Origin of the sequence: Spirosoma sp. 48-14 (genome assembly GCF_001898575.1) — a bacterium.
Lineage (GTDB): Bacteria > Bacteroidota > Bacteroidia > Cytophagales > Spirosomataceae > Spirosoma.
The window spans coordinates 192,744-209,468 of the sequence record NZ_MKUD01000002.1 but is presented as its reverse complement, the minus strand read 5'-3'; the positions used below and the strand labels follow the sequence as shown (position 1 = coordinate 209,468).

The window sequence follows — 16,725 nt, the reverse complement described above, 5'->3', positions numbered from 1 at the left end:
GACCAACGATTGACGTATCGGTTGGTCACCAAGGCAGAACCGCAAATTAGTTACAGAAGGTAGTCATAACGACCAGCATGGCTTTTACACCCGCGTGCTGGCGCAGGTAGTCGCGCAGAAACCGGCAGGCATTATAATATTGCGTCTTTACCAAACTAACCGGAATCTGTAGCTTCTCGGCCACCTCCTCATTGGAAAGGCCTTGTTCTGAACGTAAGGTAAATACTAATCGACGTTGAACGGAAAGTTGGCGTAATCCGTCACGAACTACTGAGCTATACTCACTCAGGGCAAGCGGTTCTTCGGTGGCTAAAAGCTCCCGGTTGTCGTTGCTGATGGTGTCTGCTACCTGGTACATGGCTGTTGCTAAATAGTTGTTAACGGATTATATAAAACCTGTTATGGACATGAGTGCCCATTACGTGTAAACAAATTTGCGGACGTGTGTAGTTGGCCTGGGAGCGGTCTTTTTCATACGCTCGTGCAACACTATTTGTATGGTGATGATAACTCCGAAACAGAGTTTCGAACGCCGTTTTGCCTTCTTTCTGTAAACGGTGCCTTACTGCTGTATCGGTCTGATCCATACGTTTTGTCACCAGATGAGTGGAAACAATGGTCGTTAAAATGGGTGTTCGAGGCCTTGTAGTGTACAAATATAAACCTTTTAATCTGGTAAAGAAAAGAATACTTTTTATTTGTTGAGTGCAATAGTAAACTTGCAGAAAAACAAGCCCACGCTCCTTAACTTACCTATGCGCTATACAAAAGCTATTGTTATTTCTCTATTGACTGTGCTACTGATCTGGGGGTTAAACAGACCCTGGGGAGGTATTCCGGCTTTTGGCCCACTATTGAGCCCATTTGTAGGGTTTTGGCAAAATGCAGAATCCACAAGCGTTTCCGATGAAGAGATAGCCATACAGGGAACCCAAGCTCCCGTAACCGTTCTGATCGATGATAAAGGGGTTCCACACGTGTTTGCCCAAAATGATCATGACTTATTTTTCGCTCAGGGCTATTTAACCGCCCGGGATCGCCTTTGGCAAATGGAGTTTCAGACGCATGCAGCCGCTGGACGGGTATCCGAATTAGTTGGCGATCGGGCGCTTGAACTGGATCGCTACAACCGGCATATGGGCATGGGCTATGGAGCCGAGCAGACGCTGAAAGGGATGCAGGCCGACCCGGCTTCGAAGGTTGCTCTCGATGCCTACACGGCTGGCGTTAATGCCTGGATCGATCAGTTGTCGCCTGCGAAATACCCTATTGAGTATAAGCTTCTCGGGTACGCTCCCGAATCCTGGACACCGCTCAAATGTGCGCTGCTTTTGAAGCAGATGACTAGCACCCTCGCTAGTGGAGCCGATGATTTGCTGATGACCAATATATTACGGAAATATGGCTCCGTTATTACCGCTGATCTGTTCCCGGATTATCCAACCCTTGAAGACCCTATCATCCCTGCCGGTACTCCCTGGAATTTCAAACCGGTATCATCCCGCCCGTCTCCTCCGAATGATACCACTGTTAACGACATGATTACCTGGTTTACTGCTGGTTTCCGACGGCCTAACCCTGAAATCGGGTCGAATAACTGGGCAGTGGGTTCGTCAAAATCGGCTACTGGTCATCCTATCCTTGCTAATGACCCACACCTTACCCTGAGCTTGCCATCAATCTGGTATCAGATGCAGTTGGTTTCACCGACAGTTAATGTATATGGAGCTACTCTGCCGGGCGCTCCCAATGTAATTATTGGCTTCAATAAGGATGTGGCCTGGGGCGTAACAAATGTAGGGGCTGACGTTCTGGATTTTTATACGGTAAAATTTAAGGACGCTACCCACCGGGAATATTGGCATGATAACAAATGGAAGCCTACCCGCGCCCGTATCGAAGTCATTAAAGTAAAAGGAAAGCCTGATGTGGTCGATACGGTATTCTACACCCATCATGGGCCGGTTGTTTATCTGCCCGGTGCGAAGGCATTTCGAAAAAATATTCCAATTGGTTACGCTGCTCGCTGGATCGCGCATGAATCATCGAATGACCTTGCCTGCTTTTATGGATTGAATCGGGCTAAAAATTTTGATGATTATCGTAAGGCACTCGCTCTTTATGTTGCACCAGCCCAGAACTTTATCTTTGCCAGTAATCAAAACGACATTGCCATATCCCCTAATGGGCGTTTTCCGATGAAATGGATGGACCAGGGTAAGTTTCTGCTGGATGGCACCGACCCGGCTGATGACTGGCAAGGTTTTATTCCAGCCGATCAGAACCCATTGGTGAAGAATCCGCCCAGAGGGTTTGTGAGTTCGGCTAACCAATTTTCTACCGACCGGACGTATCCCTATTACCTCAACTGGCAATTCGCTCCTGCTGAACGTGGAAGGCGCATCAACCAACGGCTGACGGCTATGCAGCATGCTACAGTTGATAGCCTTCGGATGCTGCAAAACGACAATTTTAATCTGCGAGCCGCCGACGCTTTGCCGGTCATGCTACCGAACATTGATGTCAGCCGATTAAATGCCGATCAGAAAAAAGCGTTGGTTTCGTTGAAAGCCTGGAAAATGAATAACGATGTGTCTGAAACGGGAGCAACAGTCTTTTCGGAATGGACCCAGCGATTACTGGAAGCGATCTGGGCTGATGAATTCGACATGGGCGATTCGTTGCCTATGCGTAACCCTACTTTTGATCGTACATTGACCATGATGCAGCGCGACCCCGAAGCGCGCTGGTTCGACAATGTAAAAACACCCGCTCACGAACGCATGACCGATGTGTTGACGCAAAGTTTTCAGGCGGCCTGTGATACACTGGCTAAAAAGCATGGAGTCTTCGGATCTTCTTGGGCTTGGGGGCCGCATAAAAGCACATCAATTCGACATTTGTTACCCGGTGTCGATGCGTTCAGTGCGCTGAATGTACAGATTGGCGGTGGTAGTGGTATTGTCAATGCAACCAGCGAGCGAGCAGGACCTTCCTGGCGAATGGTTGTTGCGCTTGGCGCCCAGCCGAAAGCCTATGGTGTTTTCCCAGGTGGGCAGTCGGGTAACCCCGGTAGTCCGCATTATCAGGATCTGCTGGAAACCTGGCGAACCGGCCAACTGAACGAACTGCTCTATCTGCAAACCGCTCAGGATAAAACACCTCGGATTAAGCAGAAACTTGTTTTGAAGTAAGGCGTCTGGAAAGCCGCCGATTTAAGCACATAAAAAGCGGCTTCCTGGCCGCCTTACTACCATGATTCAAATTATTCTTATTGCGATTTTGAGTTTGCTGGCTCAGCTTATATTACCCTGGTGGAGTTTGGCTGTCGTTGCCTTTCTGGTTTGTTTGTGGCGTAGCCCAAGCGCAGGTCAGGCGTTTTTTGCAGGGTTTTATGGCGTAGCATTCGTATGGCTGGCGTATGCCGTTATGCTTCATTTACGTACCGATGGCATATTTACCGGGCGTATGGGAGAATTACTCTTCAAAACAAATAGCCCTATTCTTCCCGGACTAGTAACGGCTATTGTTGGTGGATTGGTTGGCGGGCTGGCTGGCCTGTCAGGTTATTTCGTTCGTCAGGTTACCCAAAATCAAATCACGGCTCGTAGCTAGTAAAATCGTAAATCCCTCTACCTTTGTAGGATAAACTGATAACTAACTGAATTATTTCCTGTGAAGAATGCCTCGTTAATTCTAAACGTCGTTTTGACGATTGCCGTAGCTGTATTGTACTACCTGCATTTTAAAGGCCCCCAGTCCGAAAGCACCCCGGCTATTTCTACTCCTGCTGAAGCCAAAGGCAAAGCCATCGTATATGTCAATGTTGATTCACTATTGAATAAATACGATTTCTTTAAAGACACTCAGAAAGTGCTGGAAAGTAAGCGCTTTCAATTGGAAAATGACATAGCCTCTAAGGGTCGGAACCTGCAAAACAAAGTTGCTTTCTTCCAGCAACGAGCTGCTACCATGACGCAGGAGCAAGGCCGGGCAACAGAAGCCTCTTTGCAGAAAGAACAGCAGGATATTCTGGCCTACCGCGATCGCGCTGCGCAAAATCTGGCGCTTGAAGAGCAGACCAAAAACAAAGAGCTTTACGACGAAATTTACAACTACCTCAAAAAAATAAATGCTCAGAACAAATACGAATTTGTTCTTGGCTATACAAAAGGGGGCGGTATCCTGTTTGCTAATCCTGAGGCTGATCAGACCAAAGCCATTCTGGATGGTCTGAACAAAGAATACCAGGCAAGACAGACAAAGAAGTAAGATGTAACGCTTTTGTTCCTTTAAACCCGGCTTACTGGACATGTGCCTCAGTAAGTCGGGTTTTTTTGCATATAAGTCTGAAATTTTCTGTATGGTATAAACCTCTCGAGGAATTTCAACGTTGTTGGTCTTACCCGGTTAAGTAATGATCTGGTAAACTAAAGTCATTTTTGAGGCAGTTCACTCACCAGAAGGCTAATGCTTCATATATCCTACATCCTATATCAATAATGGCATCTGCTTCAATTGTTAAACAGGTTGATATCCGAAACCGTCGGGCTTCGTTCGAGTATACGTTTCTGGAAACGTATACAGCGGGTATTGTCCTGACAGGTACCGAGATAAAATCCATTCGACAGGGCAAGGTCAATTTGCAGGACGCCTACTGCCTGATTCATAACGACGAGTTGTTTATTCGACAAATGAGTATTTCGGTCTACACAGAAGGTACACACTACAATCACGAACCCCTCCGTGACCGTAAACTATTGCTGACAAAGCGAGAAATAAAACGGCTTACCGAAAAACTGAAAGATCAGGGGCTGACTATCGTTCCGGTCCGGTTGTTTACTAGCGAACGAGGGTTTGCCAAGATTGAAATAGCTTTAGCGAAGGGTAAAAAACTTTTCGATAAACGCGAAAGTATCAAAGAACGCGATGTAACACGGGATTTGCAGCGGGAGCGATACTAATCAATAGTCAATGGTCACCAGCCGTCAGGCAATTGTGACCTTTCTATCCATCGTTTTGGGCTGGTGACTGATGATAACCTATTGTTAACTAAATTTTTCTAAACTCTTGTCGTTATGTAGATAACTCTGTAACTTGCTACCGTACAGAGGCATCTAAACGCGATATGGGTAGGAAAGTATTAGTCTTAAATCAAGATTACAGTGCTCTCAGCATTTGCTCCGTTCCCAAGGCATTTTTGCTGGTTTATTTAGACAAAGCTGAACTCGTTGCCGAATCTGAGCAGTTCACCCTGCGAACTGTCTCCGCTGAGTTCCCAATGCCGTCCGTTATCCGGCTTCACCGATACGTCAATCTGCCTTACAAAGGCGTCATGCTCACCCGGCAAAATATCTTCAAGCGAGATGGCAATCATTGTCAGTATTGCGGTACCACTGAAGATCTGACGCTGGATCATGTAATGCCTAAGTCGAGGGGAGGAAAAACGAGTTGGGACAACCTCGCTACCGCTTGTAAACGCTGTAACTCGAGGAAAGGTGACTACACGCCTGATGAAGCTAACATGAAACTGCGCCAGAAACCGTTCAAACCTACGTTTCTGGTTTTTTTACGCGAATTTTCTGGCTCTATCGAACAAAGTTGGATGCCTTTCCTGGCGAAAAAAGAGAAGGCATTCCAGTAACCGAGGAGAGAAAAGCAGAACGGGACGAACAGAATAAAGGATTTGCCTACCGCATTTCCCGCATTCTGTTCGTCCCGTTCTGCTTTTCTCCTCTTTTTCAAAGAGTTTTGCGCCTTCCGAAACTTTTTTCTGAAAGCAATTGCTATCTTTGCAGGCCTTTTTTACAGGTAATCAACTTATAACCAAAAGTCAGCTCGCCATTGACCTACGGGCTGATGTACTGAGTGGGTCAGGAAAACATTTTTTATGAGCAAAACGCAGCAACGCGAACTGCCGGCATTTGATTGGGACCGCGCAGACAACAAAGGGTTTGGGAGTGGCTATTCGGATGCCGAGCGCAACCGGATGATGGAACTGTACGACAATACCCTGTCGGAAGTTAAAGAAAAAGAAGTAGTAATGGGAACCGTCGTTGGGATAACGGACCGGGAAGTATTACTCAACATTGGATTTAAGTCGGATGGCTTGGTGCCTGCTTCAGAATTCCGGGATATGCCCGACCTGAAGATGGGTGATGAAATTGAAGTTTACGTAGAAAATCAGGAAGACCCGAATGGCCAGCTGGTACTCTCGCGCAAGAAAGCGAAAGTGATTACCGCATGGCAGAAAATTCAGCGTGCGCTCGACGAAGACCTCGTAATCGATGGTTTCGTAAAACGCCGGACCAAAGGTGGTCTGATTGTCGATATTTATAGTGTAGAAGCGTTCTTGCCAGGTTCGCAAATCGACGTGAAGCCGATTCGTGACTTCGACATCTTCGTTGGCAAGAAAATGGAGGTTAAAGTCGTCAAGATCAACTATGCAAACGATAACGTAGTCGTTTCGCACAAAGTCCTGATCGAGAAAGACCTCGAAGCACAACGTGCTCAAATCCTGAACAACCTCGAAAAAGGTCAGGTACTCGAAGGCGTTATCAAGAACATGACCAACTTCGGTGTGTTCATCGATCTTGGTGGCGTCGATGGTCTGCTGCACATCACGGATATTTCGTGGGGCCGCATCAGCCACCCATCAGAAGTACTGCACCTCGACCAGAAAGTCAACGTGGTGGTTCTGGACTTCGACGAAGACAAAAAGCGTATCTCGTTGGGCATGAAGCAGCTTCAGGCTCATCCATGGGATGCTCTGGCCGAAGATATTCAGGTTGGCTCGAAAGTGAAAGGCAAAATCGTGAATGTAGCCGATTACGGTGCATTCCTCGAAATCATGCCAGGTGTAGAAGGTCTGATCCACGTTTCGGAAATGTCATGGTCGCAGCACCTGCGTAACCCACAGGAGTTCCTGAAAGTGGGTGACGAAGTAGAGGCTGTTGTGCTGACGCTCGACCGTGCCGATCGGAAAATGTCGTTAGGCATTAAGCAACTGACCGAAGATCCATGGACTCGCCCTGAACTGCGTACGAAATACGCGGTTGGTACAAAGCACAAAGGCGTGGTCCGTAACCTAACTAATTTCGGTTTGTTCCTTGAACTGGAAGAAGGCATCGATGGTCTGGTACACGTATCCGACCTGTCGTGGACGAAGAAGATCAAGCATCCTTCGGACTTCATCAAGGTTGGTGACGAACTCGAAGTAGTGGTTCTGGAACTGGACGTCGACAATCGTCGTCTGGCCCTGGGTCACAAGCAACTTGAAGAGAACCCATGGGATACGTTCGAAACCGTATTTGCAGTAGGTACGATTCACCGTTGTACCATCCTGAGCAAAAACGATAAGATGGCCACTCTTGAGCTGCCATACGGTATCGAAGGGTTCTCGTCGCTGAAAAATCTGGCGAAAGAAGATGGAACGTTTGCCGAAGTAGGCGAAACGCTCGATTTCAAAGTAACCGAATTCTCGAAAGAAGAGAAGCGTATCATGCTGTCGCACACGAAAGCATGGCAGGAGAAGAACGAGCCTGTGAAAGAGCCAAAAGCACCAAAAGCTTCTGCTTCGAAAACCGGTTCAACATCAGCTCCTGAGCGTGGTGCTACCCTGGGCGACCTTGATGCACTGGCTGCGCTGAAAGAACAAATGGAAGGCCGTAACTAATACGGATTAATTTTGGTTTAAAAAATACTCCTGCCTGTCATGGGCAGGAGTATTTTTTTTAGGGTCAATTTTCACAAAACGAGATAAAATCGTATGTTTGCAGTCCCGAAAGCATGACTCTTCATGTAAAGGGAAATAAGGTTCCGTGGCCGAGTGGCTAGGCAGTGGTCTGCAAAACCTCGTACAGCGGTTCGAATCCGCTCGGAACCTCTTCATAATCAATAAGTACATTGTCAACTTTACCATCTTGTCCGACTTCAATTGAACTCGCACGGGATGGTATTTTTTATTTTCTCCCAACCAAGTAAGAATTTGTTAAACGGGCGTAGGAGTTGATAAAAGGTTCTTAATTAGAAAGAATATAAATAAAAAAGAGTGCTCAAATAACTAAACACCAACTTTTGCCTATACAGCAATCGTGTCGTACTTTTGGGCGCTAAATAAAAAGCGGTAGTGATTATGTTGATTCACTCAATTAATATAGTTCATAAAATGAGTCGTTTATACAAGCTTGGCGGGGCCCTGATCCTATCGCTCATGCTATTGGTTTCCAATAGTCAGTTGAGAGCACAGGACGCTGCACCTGCTGGTGGTGCCGATGCTGAAAAAGGGAAAACCTTATTCACAAACAACTGTGCTCAGTGTCACGCGGTTACAGACGAGAAGGTTGTAGGGCCTGGCCTGAAAGGCGTAGAGTCTCGCACACCTGGCAAAGACTGGTTACACAAGTGGATTCGGAATTCATCGGCTCTGATTGCTTCGGGTGATCAGTATGCGAACCAGGTATTCAATGCCAATGGTAAAGTGCAGATGTCGAGCTTCCCAAGCTTAACAGACGCCGACATCGACGGTATCCTGGCGTACATCGATCAAGCCAACAAACCTGCAGTGACGAATGGTGGCGGTGGCGGTGGTACTACCGATCCTGCTCCTGCTGCATCTGCTTCTGGCCCTTCGGAACTGTTCACGTTTGTACTGGTTGCGTTGCTGATTGTTATGCTCCTTGTGCTCGGGGTTCTATTGGCTATCGTAACGATACTGTCGAAAGCAGTAGCACCTGCCACAGCTGGCGGGGTTGAGGAGTCGTCGAACTTTGGCCAACGGTTAAAGACAGGTCTCTCGAATGCATTCAATAATCCTACACTTCGCTCAATTGTCATCTGGTTGTTTCTGTTAGTGGTTGCTAAAGAAACCATCGATGGTGCTTATAGCATAGGTATTCAGCAAGGTTATGCGCCTAAGCAGCCTATTGCGTATTCGCACAAATTGCATGCTGGTCAGTACAAAATTGATTGTAACTACTGCCACACGGGCGCACAAAAAGGGAAGAATGCTACTATTCCTGCCGCCAACATCTGTATGAACTGCCATGGCGTTATCAAAAAAGAGTCGCCTGAAATTCAGAAGATTTATACGGCTATTGAAGAGAATCGGCCTATCGAATGGGTTCGAGTTCACAACCTGCCTGATCTGGCTTATTTCAACCACGCACAGCACGTAAACGTTGGGAATGTAGCTTGTCAGACCTGCCACGGTGAAATTGAAAAAATGGAAGTGGTTGAAGCCCGTTCATCATTAACTATGGGCTGGTGTATTGATTGCCACCGCCGGACGGATGTGAACACGAAAGACAACGCTTACTACGACAAGCTGGTGGCGTTGCACCGGAAAGAAAGCAAAGAGCCGCTCAAAGTAGCTAACATTGGCGGCCTTGAATGTTCAAAATGTCACTATTAATCCACCGGGCCGTGTAGGCCAGCTCAACCAATAGGGTACTTACCGCATACAACACGCATGGAAAATACATCTAAACGGTATTGGAAAGGGCTCGAGGAGTTACGCAACGACGCTACATTTGTTAAGAATGCTGACAGCGAATTTGCCAACCCCGACCTGAGCGAATCGTCGAATGACCTGGAAGAAGGTCTGCTCGGTGGCTCAAACACCCAACGCCGTGACTTTCTGAAAGTAATGGGATTTGGTATGGCTGCTGTGTCGCTGGCCGCCTGCGAAACGCCGGTTCATAAAGCCATCCCGTATATCAACAAACCGGAATTTACGTTCCCTTCAATTTCTGACTATTACGCATCCACCTTCGTAGAGGGTGGCGATTATGTTTCTGTTCTGGTAGAAACACGCGAAGGTCGGCCTATTAAAATAGAAGGTAACCCATCTTCAACTATATCGAAAGGGAAAACAACCGCACGGGCTCAGGCTTCGGTGCTTTCACTCTACGATATTGATAAACTGAAAGGCCCTAAACGTGGTGACACTGATATTGACTGGGATACAGCCGACCGCGAAATCCTTAGCCAACTGAGTTCAGTAGCTGCCAAAGGTAGTGCCATTCGTATTGTTTCGTCTACGATTCTTAGCCCAGCTACCAAAGCTGTTATCGCTGATTTCGTAGCGAAATACCCAACCGCTCGTCATATCATGTACGATGCGAACTCGGTATTTGGAATCAAACAGGCTAATCAGGCTTCGTTTGGTAAGGCTGTCATTCCATCGTATGATTTCAGCAAGGCGCAAACCATCGTTAGCGTCGGTGCCGATTTCTTAGGAACCTGGATCGCTCCGATCGAATACATGGGGGCCTACGCAAAGGGTCGTCAGGTTGGTGCTATGGCAGGTGGAAAGAAAACCATGTCGCGCCATTATCAATTTGAGACCGGCCTTTCAATGACGGGTGCTAATGCGGACTATCGTACAGCCATTAAGCCATCGCAAGAAGGATTAGTTGTTGCAGCGCTTTATAATAAGGTAGCGGCTAAAGTAGGTGGCGGGGCGTTAAGCACACCATCGGTTGATGTCGCTCATCTGGATAAGGCCGCTACGGATCTGGCCAATTCACGTGGTAAAGCATTGGTTGTGTCTGGTTCGAATGATCCGAACGTTCAGACCATTGTTAATGCACTGAATAATCTGTTGGGCAGCTATGGCACAACGATCGACATCAATACCCCGGTAAATTATCGCCAGGGTGACGATCAGCAGATGAATGCCTTCATTGATGAGGTCAAGGGTGGACGAGTTGGTGCAGCGTTCTTCATTGCCGCTAACCCTGTTTACGATCATCCTCGTGGTGCTGAACTGGCCGAAGCATTACCCAAAGTTCAACTGTCGGTTTCGTTTGCTGATCGGGCCGATGAAACTGCATCGTTAGCCAAATACATTACACCCGCTCCGCACTATCTGGAATGCTGGGGCGATGCTGAGCCAAAGCAAGGTTACTTTAGCCTGATGCAGCCAGCGATCACATTGATCTTCAAAACTCGTCAATATCAGTCAAGCCTGTTGAAATGGGCCGGTAAACCAGCCGATTATCAGGCTTACCTGAAAAACTACTGGCGGGCTAATCACTATTCGCAGGCATCGGGCTTTAGTTCATTTGACGCGTTCTGGGTAAAATGCCTGAACGACGGCGTGTTGGAGCCCAATGTTGGAGCTGCTTCAGCAGGTGGTGCGTCCTTCACTGGAAACGTAGCCCAGGCTGCGGCTGCCATTGCACAACGGTATAAGCCAACCACGGGTATGGAGTTGTCTCTCTACGAGAAAGTTGGTGTAGGCTCCGGCGCTATGGCTAACAACCCCTGGTTACAGGAGTTACCAGACCCCGTTTCGAAAGCATGTTGGGATAACTACGCATGCCTTTCCCAGAAAACGGCGAAAGAAATGGGTGTTGCTCAGAATGATATGGTAACTGTAACGGTTAACGGTAAGTCGGTCGAGTTGCCTGTGCTGGTCCAACCTGGACAAGCCGATAACACGGTGTCGATTGCGATTGGATATGGCCGTGAAAAGGCTGGTAAATCAGCCAATGGCGTTGGGAAAAATGTTTTCCCATTCGTTAGCCTGACTGGCGGTTATGCTACCTATGCAGCTTTCAGCGCGAAAGTAGAAAAAGCCAGCGGTTCTCATGAAATTGCCCAGACTCAGACGCACGAGACAGTGATGGGCCGTAAGGCTGTATTGCAGGAAACGGTTTTGGCCGCTTATCAGAAGAATCCGAAAGCAGGTCGTTACGAACCTAAAGTACAAACCTCCGAGGGGCCAGTTAATCCAACCGATATTACGCTTTGGAATGGGTATGGTAAGCCGAACCATTCATGGGGTATGGTTATTGACCTGAACTCCTGTATTGGTTGCGGTACCTGCGTAGTTGCTTGTAATGCTGAAAATAATATTCAGGTTGTTGGACGTAAAGAAGTACTTCGTCGTCGTGAAATGCACTGGATGCGGATCGACCGATACTATAGTAGCGATGCCGATGTCGAGGATTATACAGCCCTGGAAGTAGCTTCGGCAAATCCGGAGGTAACGTTCCAGCCGATGCTTTGCCAGCACTGTAGCAATGCTCCCTGTGAAACGGTATGTCCGGTATTAGCAACGACGCACAGTACGGAAGGGCTGAACCAGATGACTTACAACCGTTGTATCGGTACTCGTTACTGTGCGAACAACTGTCCGTACAAAGTGCGCCGATTCAACTGGTTCAAGTACTTTGATAATGATAATTTCGATTATCATTTTAACAATGATCTGGGTAAAATGGTCATTAACCCAGATGTAACGGTTCGTTCACGGGGGGTTATCGAGAAGTGTTCCTTCTGCGTACAACGGATTCAGGAAGGTAAACTGACCGCCAAAAAAGAGCGTCGTCGGTTAGCGCCGGATGAAGTTCAGAGCGCTTGTGCCCAGTCTTGTCCAACCAATGCAATTATTTTCGGCGATTTGAACAACCCGGAAAGTACGGTTTCTAAGGTGGTTATGGGTGAGCAGGAAGGACGAGCTTTCCATGTATTGGAAGAAATCAACGTGCGGCCGCAAATTTCGTACTTAACGAAAATTCGGAATAAGGACGAAGAGCCAAAAGATAACAAAAACGCGAAGCAGGAAACGCCTGCATAAACTCAATTGCGACTTACGGTGGACAGGTTCAACGTCTGATATCGTAATTCGTACATCGTAAATCGTAAATACAGTAAGTATTATGTCGCATGTTACATCAGCTGTAAGAACCCCTCTCGTTACCGGTGGCAAAACATACGCCGACGTAACGGAGGATATTAGTAAGCAGGTTGAGGGCAATCCGACTCGTGAATGGACCATTGCCTTCACGATTGCGGTAATTGTTCTCACGTACGGAACGGCCTGTCTGTTCTGGACGTGGTGGGAAGGTCTGGGCGTTTGGGGGCTGAATAAAACCGTCGGCTGGGCCTGGGATATTACCAACTTCGTATGGTGGGTAGGTATCGGTCACGCAGGTACGCTGATTTCGGCTATTTTGCTTCTGTTCCGTCAAAAGTGGCGGACGGCTGTAAACCGGGCGGCTGAAGCCATGACGATCTTCGCTGTTATTTGTGCGGCCAGCTTCATTATGATGCACGCTGGTCGTCCTTGGGTCGCTTACTGGTGTTTGCCTCTTCCAAATACACTAGGTTCGCTGTGGGTTAACTTCAAATCGCCACTGGTTTGGGACGTATTCGCCATCAGCACCTACTTTACTGTATCGCTGGTGTTCTGGTATATGGGTCTTATTCCTGACTTAGCTACCATTCGCGACCGGGCAAAAAGTAAAGTATCGCGTTACATCTATGGTGCTTTCGCGATGGGCTGGAACGGTTCAGCAAAAACCTGGGCTCGTTATGAATACATGAGCTTGATTCTGGCTGGCCTTTCTACTCCGCTTGTACTTTCAGTACACACGATTGTATCCTTTGACTTTGCTACGTCGGTAATTCCAGGATGGCATACGACCATCTTCCCGCCCTACTTCGTAGCCGGTGCTATCTTCTCCGGTTTCGCCATGGTGCAGAACCTGGTGCTTATCATCCGGGTTGTGTTTAAACTGGAAGATTACATTACGGTTGAGCACATCGAATCGATGAATAAAGTCATTACCTTAACTGGTTCGATTGTAGGGGTAGCGTATCTGACAGAGTTCTTCATTGCCTGGTATTCGGGCGTTGAATTTGAGGGTTATGCCTTCATCAACCGGGCAACGGGTCCTTACTGGTGGGCTTATTGGGCCATGATGACCTGTAACGTAATTACACCACAGCTTTTCTGGTCACGGGCTATTCGCCGGAGCATTGTCTGGACTTTCGTTCTGTCGGTAGTCGTGAACATTGGTATGTGGTTCGAGCGGTTTGTGATTATCGTTACTTCTCTCCACCGCGATTACCTGCCTTCAAGCTGGGCTATGTTCCACCCAACTCTGTTTGACATAAGCGACTACATTTTCTCGTTCGGTCTTTTCTTTACCCTGTTCCTTCTGTTCTCGAAATTCCTGCCTGTAGTGAACATGGCCGAAGTAAAAACCATTATCAAATCGTCGTCTGAAAAATTGCCGGTATCGGTATCGGGTGTTGCGAAAGGCGAGCGCGTTGCAAATCCAACATTTAACAAAAACGTAGAGTAATAACCTATTCGGATTACAGTTTTCGGTTGCATTCTACCGAAAACTGTAATCCGTAAATCGAATAAAGTATGTCAGACGCACACGATAACGGCAAATTCCTGGTCGGCATCTTCGACGATGATGATGTGGTATTACAGGCCGTTAAAGAAGTAAAAAACGCAGGTGTTCGGATTCATGAAGTCTATTCACCGTTCCCGATCCACGGATTAGACGTAGCGTTGGGTCATCCACGTACACGTCTGGGTATTGCCGCTTTCTTATTCGGATTATCTGGTACGCTTACCGCATTGGCGCTGACCTTCTATACGGAAGGATTTGACTGGCCCATGATCGTTGGGGGTAAGGATTCTTATTCTCCTATTGTATATGTACCTGTTATTTTTGAGCTGACAGTACTTTTCTGTGCGTTGGGCATGGTTGGTACATTCCTCGTATCGAATGGCCTCGGCCCCACGGTAAAACCATTGATGTACGATCTCCGAACAACTGATAATAAGTTTGCTATGGCTATTGATCTTAGCAAGAATAATATCGGTGAAAGTGATATTGAGCAGATTCTGAAGAAATCAGGCGCTGCTGAAGTAAATGTTAAGCAGTTCTAATATTCAGGATGGGAATGATTACTAAACATACGAGTGTAACCGCGCTGGCTATTATCGGACTGATGTTTGCAGGAACAGCCTGTAAAAGAGGTCACGATAATACCGGGGTAGAATATGCACCTCAGATGTACGATGCGGTAGGTTACGAACCATACCGTCAGATTCGTCCAAATACGATTAATCCTCAGGGGTTAAATATGCGTTTGCCAGCACGAGGAACAGTTGCTCGCCCAAACTATCACACAACCTTTGGAGAAGGGGCCAATGCTAAAACGGATTTGATGATTTATCACATTCCAGCCGATAGCATTGAGATTGCTGAACGTGTATTGACCAATCCAATTCCAGAAACTGAGCAATCGTTGGCTGAAGGTAAGACCTTGTATACTCGTTATTGCAGCCATTGCCACGGTGAAACGGGTAAAGGTGATGGTCTGGTTGGCAAAGAGTATAAGGGGGTGCCTAACTATTCATCGGATGCCTTAAAAACGCTGAACGATGGACATATCTTCCACGTAATTACGAATGGTAAAGGTCGGATGTGGCCCCATGGGTCACAGATCACGCCAGAAGATCGCTGGAAAATTGTGCAATACGTACACAAATTACAACAAGGATAATTTTGAGTTCATAGGTTAGGGGGCACTTGAAAAAGATGAACCTACTGGATGACTGAAAACTGAAAACTGAAAACTGTTAAGAATGGCATCGGCTCACGCAATACCGTCCTTAGACGAAGAATTTGAATTTACCGCAGAGTCCAAGCGTCGAATAATGATTAGCCTTGGAGTTGGCGTTGTGCTGGTAGCAATCGGCGCATATCTCCTGGCTTCGGGTGCAGGTTCACACGAAACCCATGTTGCGGCTCATGGTGCTGGTGGACATGAAGCCCATGAGGGCGCACATCATGCCTATAAATGGACCAATCGCTTATGGGCCAATGTTTGGCTGAATGCCATTTACTTTACAGGCGCTTCAGTCATAGGCATGTTTTTCCTGTCGTATAATTATTTGGCACAGGCTGGCTGGTCAGTTGCTTTTAAACGAATTCCTGAAGCAATGCCCGCTTTCCTGCCCTTTACAGGAATCGCTGTTTTGCTTGTTTTTTTTATTGCTGGTCATGACCTGTTCCACTGGACTCACCCAGGGTTATATGACAAAGCCAGCCCTGAGTTTGATCCGATTATAAATGGTAAAAAAGGATTTTTAAATACGCCTTTCTATCTCATTCGGGTTGTATTGTATTTCGTACTATGGTACGGTCTATGGCGAGTGTTGCGTAATTTCTCGCTGCAGGAAGATTTATACGGGGGAACCGATTATTATGAAAAAAGTATCAAGTTTGGTACTGCCTTCTTGTTGGTTTTTGGCGTAACCTCTTCTACTTCAGCTTGGGATTTTGTCATGTCGATCGATACTCACTGGTTCAGTACCATGTTCGGTTGGTATACACTTGCAAGCTGGCACGTGACTGGGCTAGCCATTATTACCTTAACCGTAGTTACACTCCGGGAGCAGGGTTATCTGAAATGGATTAATGAAAGCCACTTACATGACCTTGGTAAGTTCATGTTTGCCTTTACAATCTTCTGGACATACGTTTGGTTTGCACAGTTCATGCTGATCTACTATGCTAACCTGCCTGAAGAAACCATTTATTATCGTGAACGTTTTAGTGGATATGGAGGAATCTACAAAGCTCCATTTCTCGTAAATTTGTTGTTGTGTTTCGTTTTTCCGTTCCTTATCTTAATGACGCGGGATGCGAAGCGGACACATATTATTCTTAAATTGGCTGCCTGGTGTATTATTGTTGGACACTACTTTGATTTTTACAACAATATCATGCCTGGTACAGTAGGAGAACATGCAGGATTTGGTCCTATCGAGTTTGGGATGATTTTGATTTTTGCTTCTGGCTTTGTTTGGTCGCTTTATTCTCAACTGGCCAAGGCAAATCTGATTCCAAAGAATCACCCAATGCTGGAAGAGACGCTGCACCACGATATTTAATCAATAACTGT

At 46.9% G+C, this 16,725-nt stretch carries 13 protein-coding genes and 1 tRNA gene; 13 read left to right on the top strand and 1 reads right to left on the bottom strand.

The annotated features are described in order from the left end of the window. Positions 1 to 46: 46 nt before the first annotated feature. Positions 47 to 358 carry a sigma factor-like helix-turn-helix DNA-binding protein gene (locus BGO59_RS04070; protein ID WP_293680922.1) on the bottom strand — a complete coding sequence of 104 codons (312 nt, stop codon included), beginning with the start codon at positions 356 to 358 and terminating at the stop codon, positions 47 to 49. A gap of 397 nt (positions 359 to 755) precedes the next feature. Between BGO59_RS04070 and BGO59_RS04065 the strand changes: the two genes are divergently transcribed. The 13 genes from BGO59_RS04065 (at position 756) to BGO59_RS04005 (ending at position 16,714) form a co-directional block, all read left to right on the top strand. Continuing rightward, positions 756 to 3,194 (top strand): penicillin acylase family protein, encoded by a 2,439-nt coding sequence (locus BGO59_RS04065; protein ID WP_293680919.1) that lies wholly within the window; start codon positions 756 to 758, stop codon positions 3,192 to 3,194. A 61-nt stretch (positions 3,195 to 3,255) separates the two neighbouring features. After that, positions 3,256 to 3,615: a hypothetical protein gene (locus BGO59_RS04060; protein WP_293680916.1), complete on the top strand. Its 360-nt coding sequence runs from the start codon at positions 3,256 to 3,258 to the stop codon at positions 3,613 to 3,615. A gap of 60 nt (positions 3,616 to 3,675) precedes the next feature. After that, positions 3,676 to 4,272, top strand: coding sequence for an OmpH family outer membrane protein (locus BGO59_RS04055; RefSeq protein WP_080053924.1), 597 nt, complete (start codon positions 3,676 to 3,678; stop codon positions 4,270 to 4,272). Between the two features lie 230 nt (positions 4,273 to 4,502). Further along, positions 4,503 to 4,964 carry an SsrA-binding protein SmpB gene (smpB, locus tag BGO59_RS04050; protein ID WP_293680911.1) on the top strand — a complete coding sequence of 154 codons (462 nt, stop codon included), beginning with the start codon at positions 4,503 to 4,505 and terminating at the stop codon, positions 4,962 to 4,964. A gap of 164 nt (positions 4,965 to 5,128) precedes the next feature. Next, the gene (locus BGO59_RS04045; RefSeq protein ID WP_293680908.1) at positions 5,129 to 5,644 is read left to right on the top strand and encodes an HNH endonuclease; all 516 of its coding nucleotides are present in this window, start codon (positions 5,129 to 5,131) and stop codon (positions 5,642 to 5,644) included. Positions 5,645 to 5,890: 246 nt separating this feature from the next. Beyond that, on the top strand, positions 5,891 to 7,675 hold the full coding sequence (gene rpsA / locus BGO59_RS04040; protein ID WP_293680905.1) for a 30S ribosomal protein S1: 1,785 nt from the start codon (positions 5,891 to 5,893) through the stop codon (positions 7,673 to 7,675). A gap of 139 nt (positions 7,676 to 7,814) precedes the next feature. Beyond that, positions 7,815 to 7,885: transfer RNA gene (locus tag BGO59_RS04035), tRNA-Cys, on the top strand. 249 nt (positions 7,886 to 8,134) lie between these two features. After that, positions 8,135 to 9,412 (top strand): c-type cytochrome, encoded by a 1,278-nt coding sequence (locus tag BGO59_RS04030; RefSeq protein ID WP_293680902.1) that lies wholly within the window; start codon positions 8,135 to 8,137, stop codon positions 9,410 to 9,412. Between the two features lie 57 nt (positions 9,413 to 9,469). Beyond that, positions 9,470 to 12,586: a TAT-variant-translocated molybdopterin oxidoreductase gene (locus BGO59_RS04025; RefSeq protein WP_293680899.1), complete on the top strand. Its 3,117-nt coding sequence runs from the start codon at positions 9,470 to 9,472 to the stop codon at positions 12,584 to 12,586. 82 nt (positions 12,587 to 12,668) lie between these two features. Beyond that, positions 12,669 to 14,099, top strand: a complete 1,431-nt coding sequence (nrfD, locus tag BGO59_RS04020; RefSeq protein WP_020598548.1) for an NrfD/PsrC family molybdoenzyme membrane anchor subunit — start codon at positions 12,669 to 12,671, stop codon at positions 14,097 to 14,099. A gap of 68 nt (positions 14,100 to 14,167) precedes the next feature. After that, entirely contained in the window at positions 14,168 to 14,701 is a 534-nt protein-coding gene (locus tag BGO59_RS04015) for a DUF3341 domain-containing protein (protein ID WP_293680896.1), read from the top strand. A 14-nt stretch (positions 14,702 to 14,715) separates the two neighbouring features. Beyond that, positions 14,716 to 15,321, top strand: a complete 606-nt coding sequence (locus BGO59_RS04010) for a cytochrome c (protein ID WP_293680893.1) — start codon at positions 14,716 to 14,718, stop codon at positions 15,319 to 15,321. An 82-nt stretch (positions 15,322 to 15,403) separates the two neighbouring features. Further along, positions 15,404 to 16,714 (top strand): quinol:cytochrome C oxidoreductase, encoded by a 1,311-nt coding sequence (locus BGO59_RS04005; RefSeq protein WP_293680890.1) that lies wholly within the window; start codon positions 15,404 to 15,406, stop codon positions 16,712 to 16,714. Positions 16,715 to 16,725: the final 11 nt, after the last annotated feature.

What these genes read in the sequence shown, in the direction of transcription:
- BGO59_RS04025 (WP_293680899.1), top strand. Translation starts at nt 9,470, where the DNA reads ATGGAAAATACATCTAAACGGTATTGGAAAGGGCTCGAGGAGTTACGC.
- BGO59_RS04060 (WP_293680916.1), top strand. Translation starts at nt 3,256, where the DNA reads ATGATTCAAATTATTCTTATTGCGATTTTGAGTTTGCTGGCTCAGCTT.
- smpB (WP_293680911.1), top strand. Translation starts at nt 4,503, where the DNA reads ATGGCATCTGCTTCAATTGTTAAACAGGTTGATATCCGAAACCGTCGG.
- BGO59_RS04065 (WP_293680919.1), top strand. Translation starts at nt 756, where the DNA reads ATGCGCTATACAAAAGCTATTGTTATTTCTCTATTGACTGTGCTACTG.
- BGO59_RS04015 (WP_293680896.1), top strand. Translation starts at nt 14,168, where the DNA reads ATGTCAGACGCACACGATAACGGCAAATTCCTGGTCGGCATCTTCGAC.
- BGO59_RS04030 (WP_293680902.1), top strand. Translation starts at nt 8,135, where the DNA reads ATGTTGATTCACTCAATTAATATAGTTCATAAAATGAGTCGTTTATAC.
- BGO59_RS04070 (WP_293680922.1), bottom strand. Translation starts at nt 358, where the DNA reads ATGTACCAGGTAGCAGACACCATCAGCAACGACAACCGGGAGCTTTTA.
- rpsA (WP_293680905.1), top strand. Translation starts at nt 5,891, where the DNA reads ATGAGCAAAACGCAGCAACGCGAACTGCCGGCATTTGATTGGGACCGC.
- BGO59_RS04045 (WP_293680908.1), top strand. Translation starts at nt 5,129, where the DNA reads ATGGGTAGGAAAGTATTAGTCTTAAATCAAGATTACAGTGCTCTCAGC.
- nrfD (WP_020598548.1), top strand. Translation starts at nt 12,669, where the DNA reads ATGTCGCATGTTACATCAGCTGTAAGAACCCCTCTCGTTACCGGTGGC.
- BGO59_RS04005 (WP_293680890.1), top strand. Translation starts at nt 15,404, where the DNA reads ATGGCATCGGCTCACGCAATACCGTCCTTAGACGAAGAATTTGAATTT.
- BGO59_RS04010 (WP_293680893.1), top strand. Translation starts at nt 14,716, where the DNA reads ATGATTACTAAACATACGAGTGTAACCGCGCTGGCTATTATCGGACTG.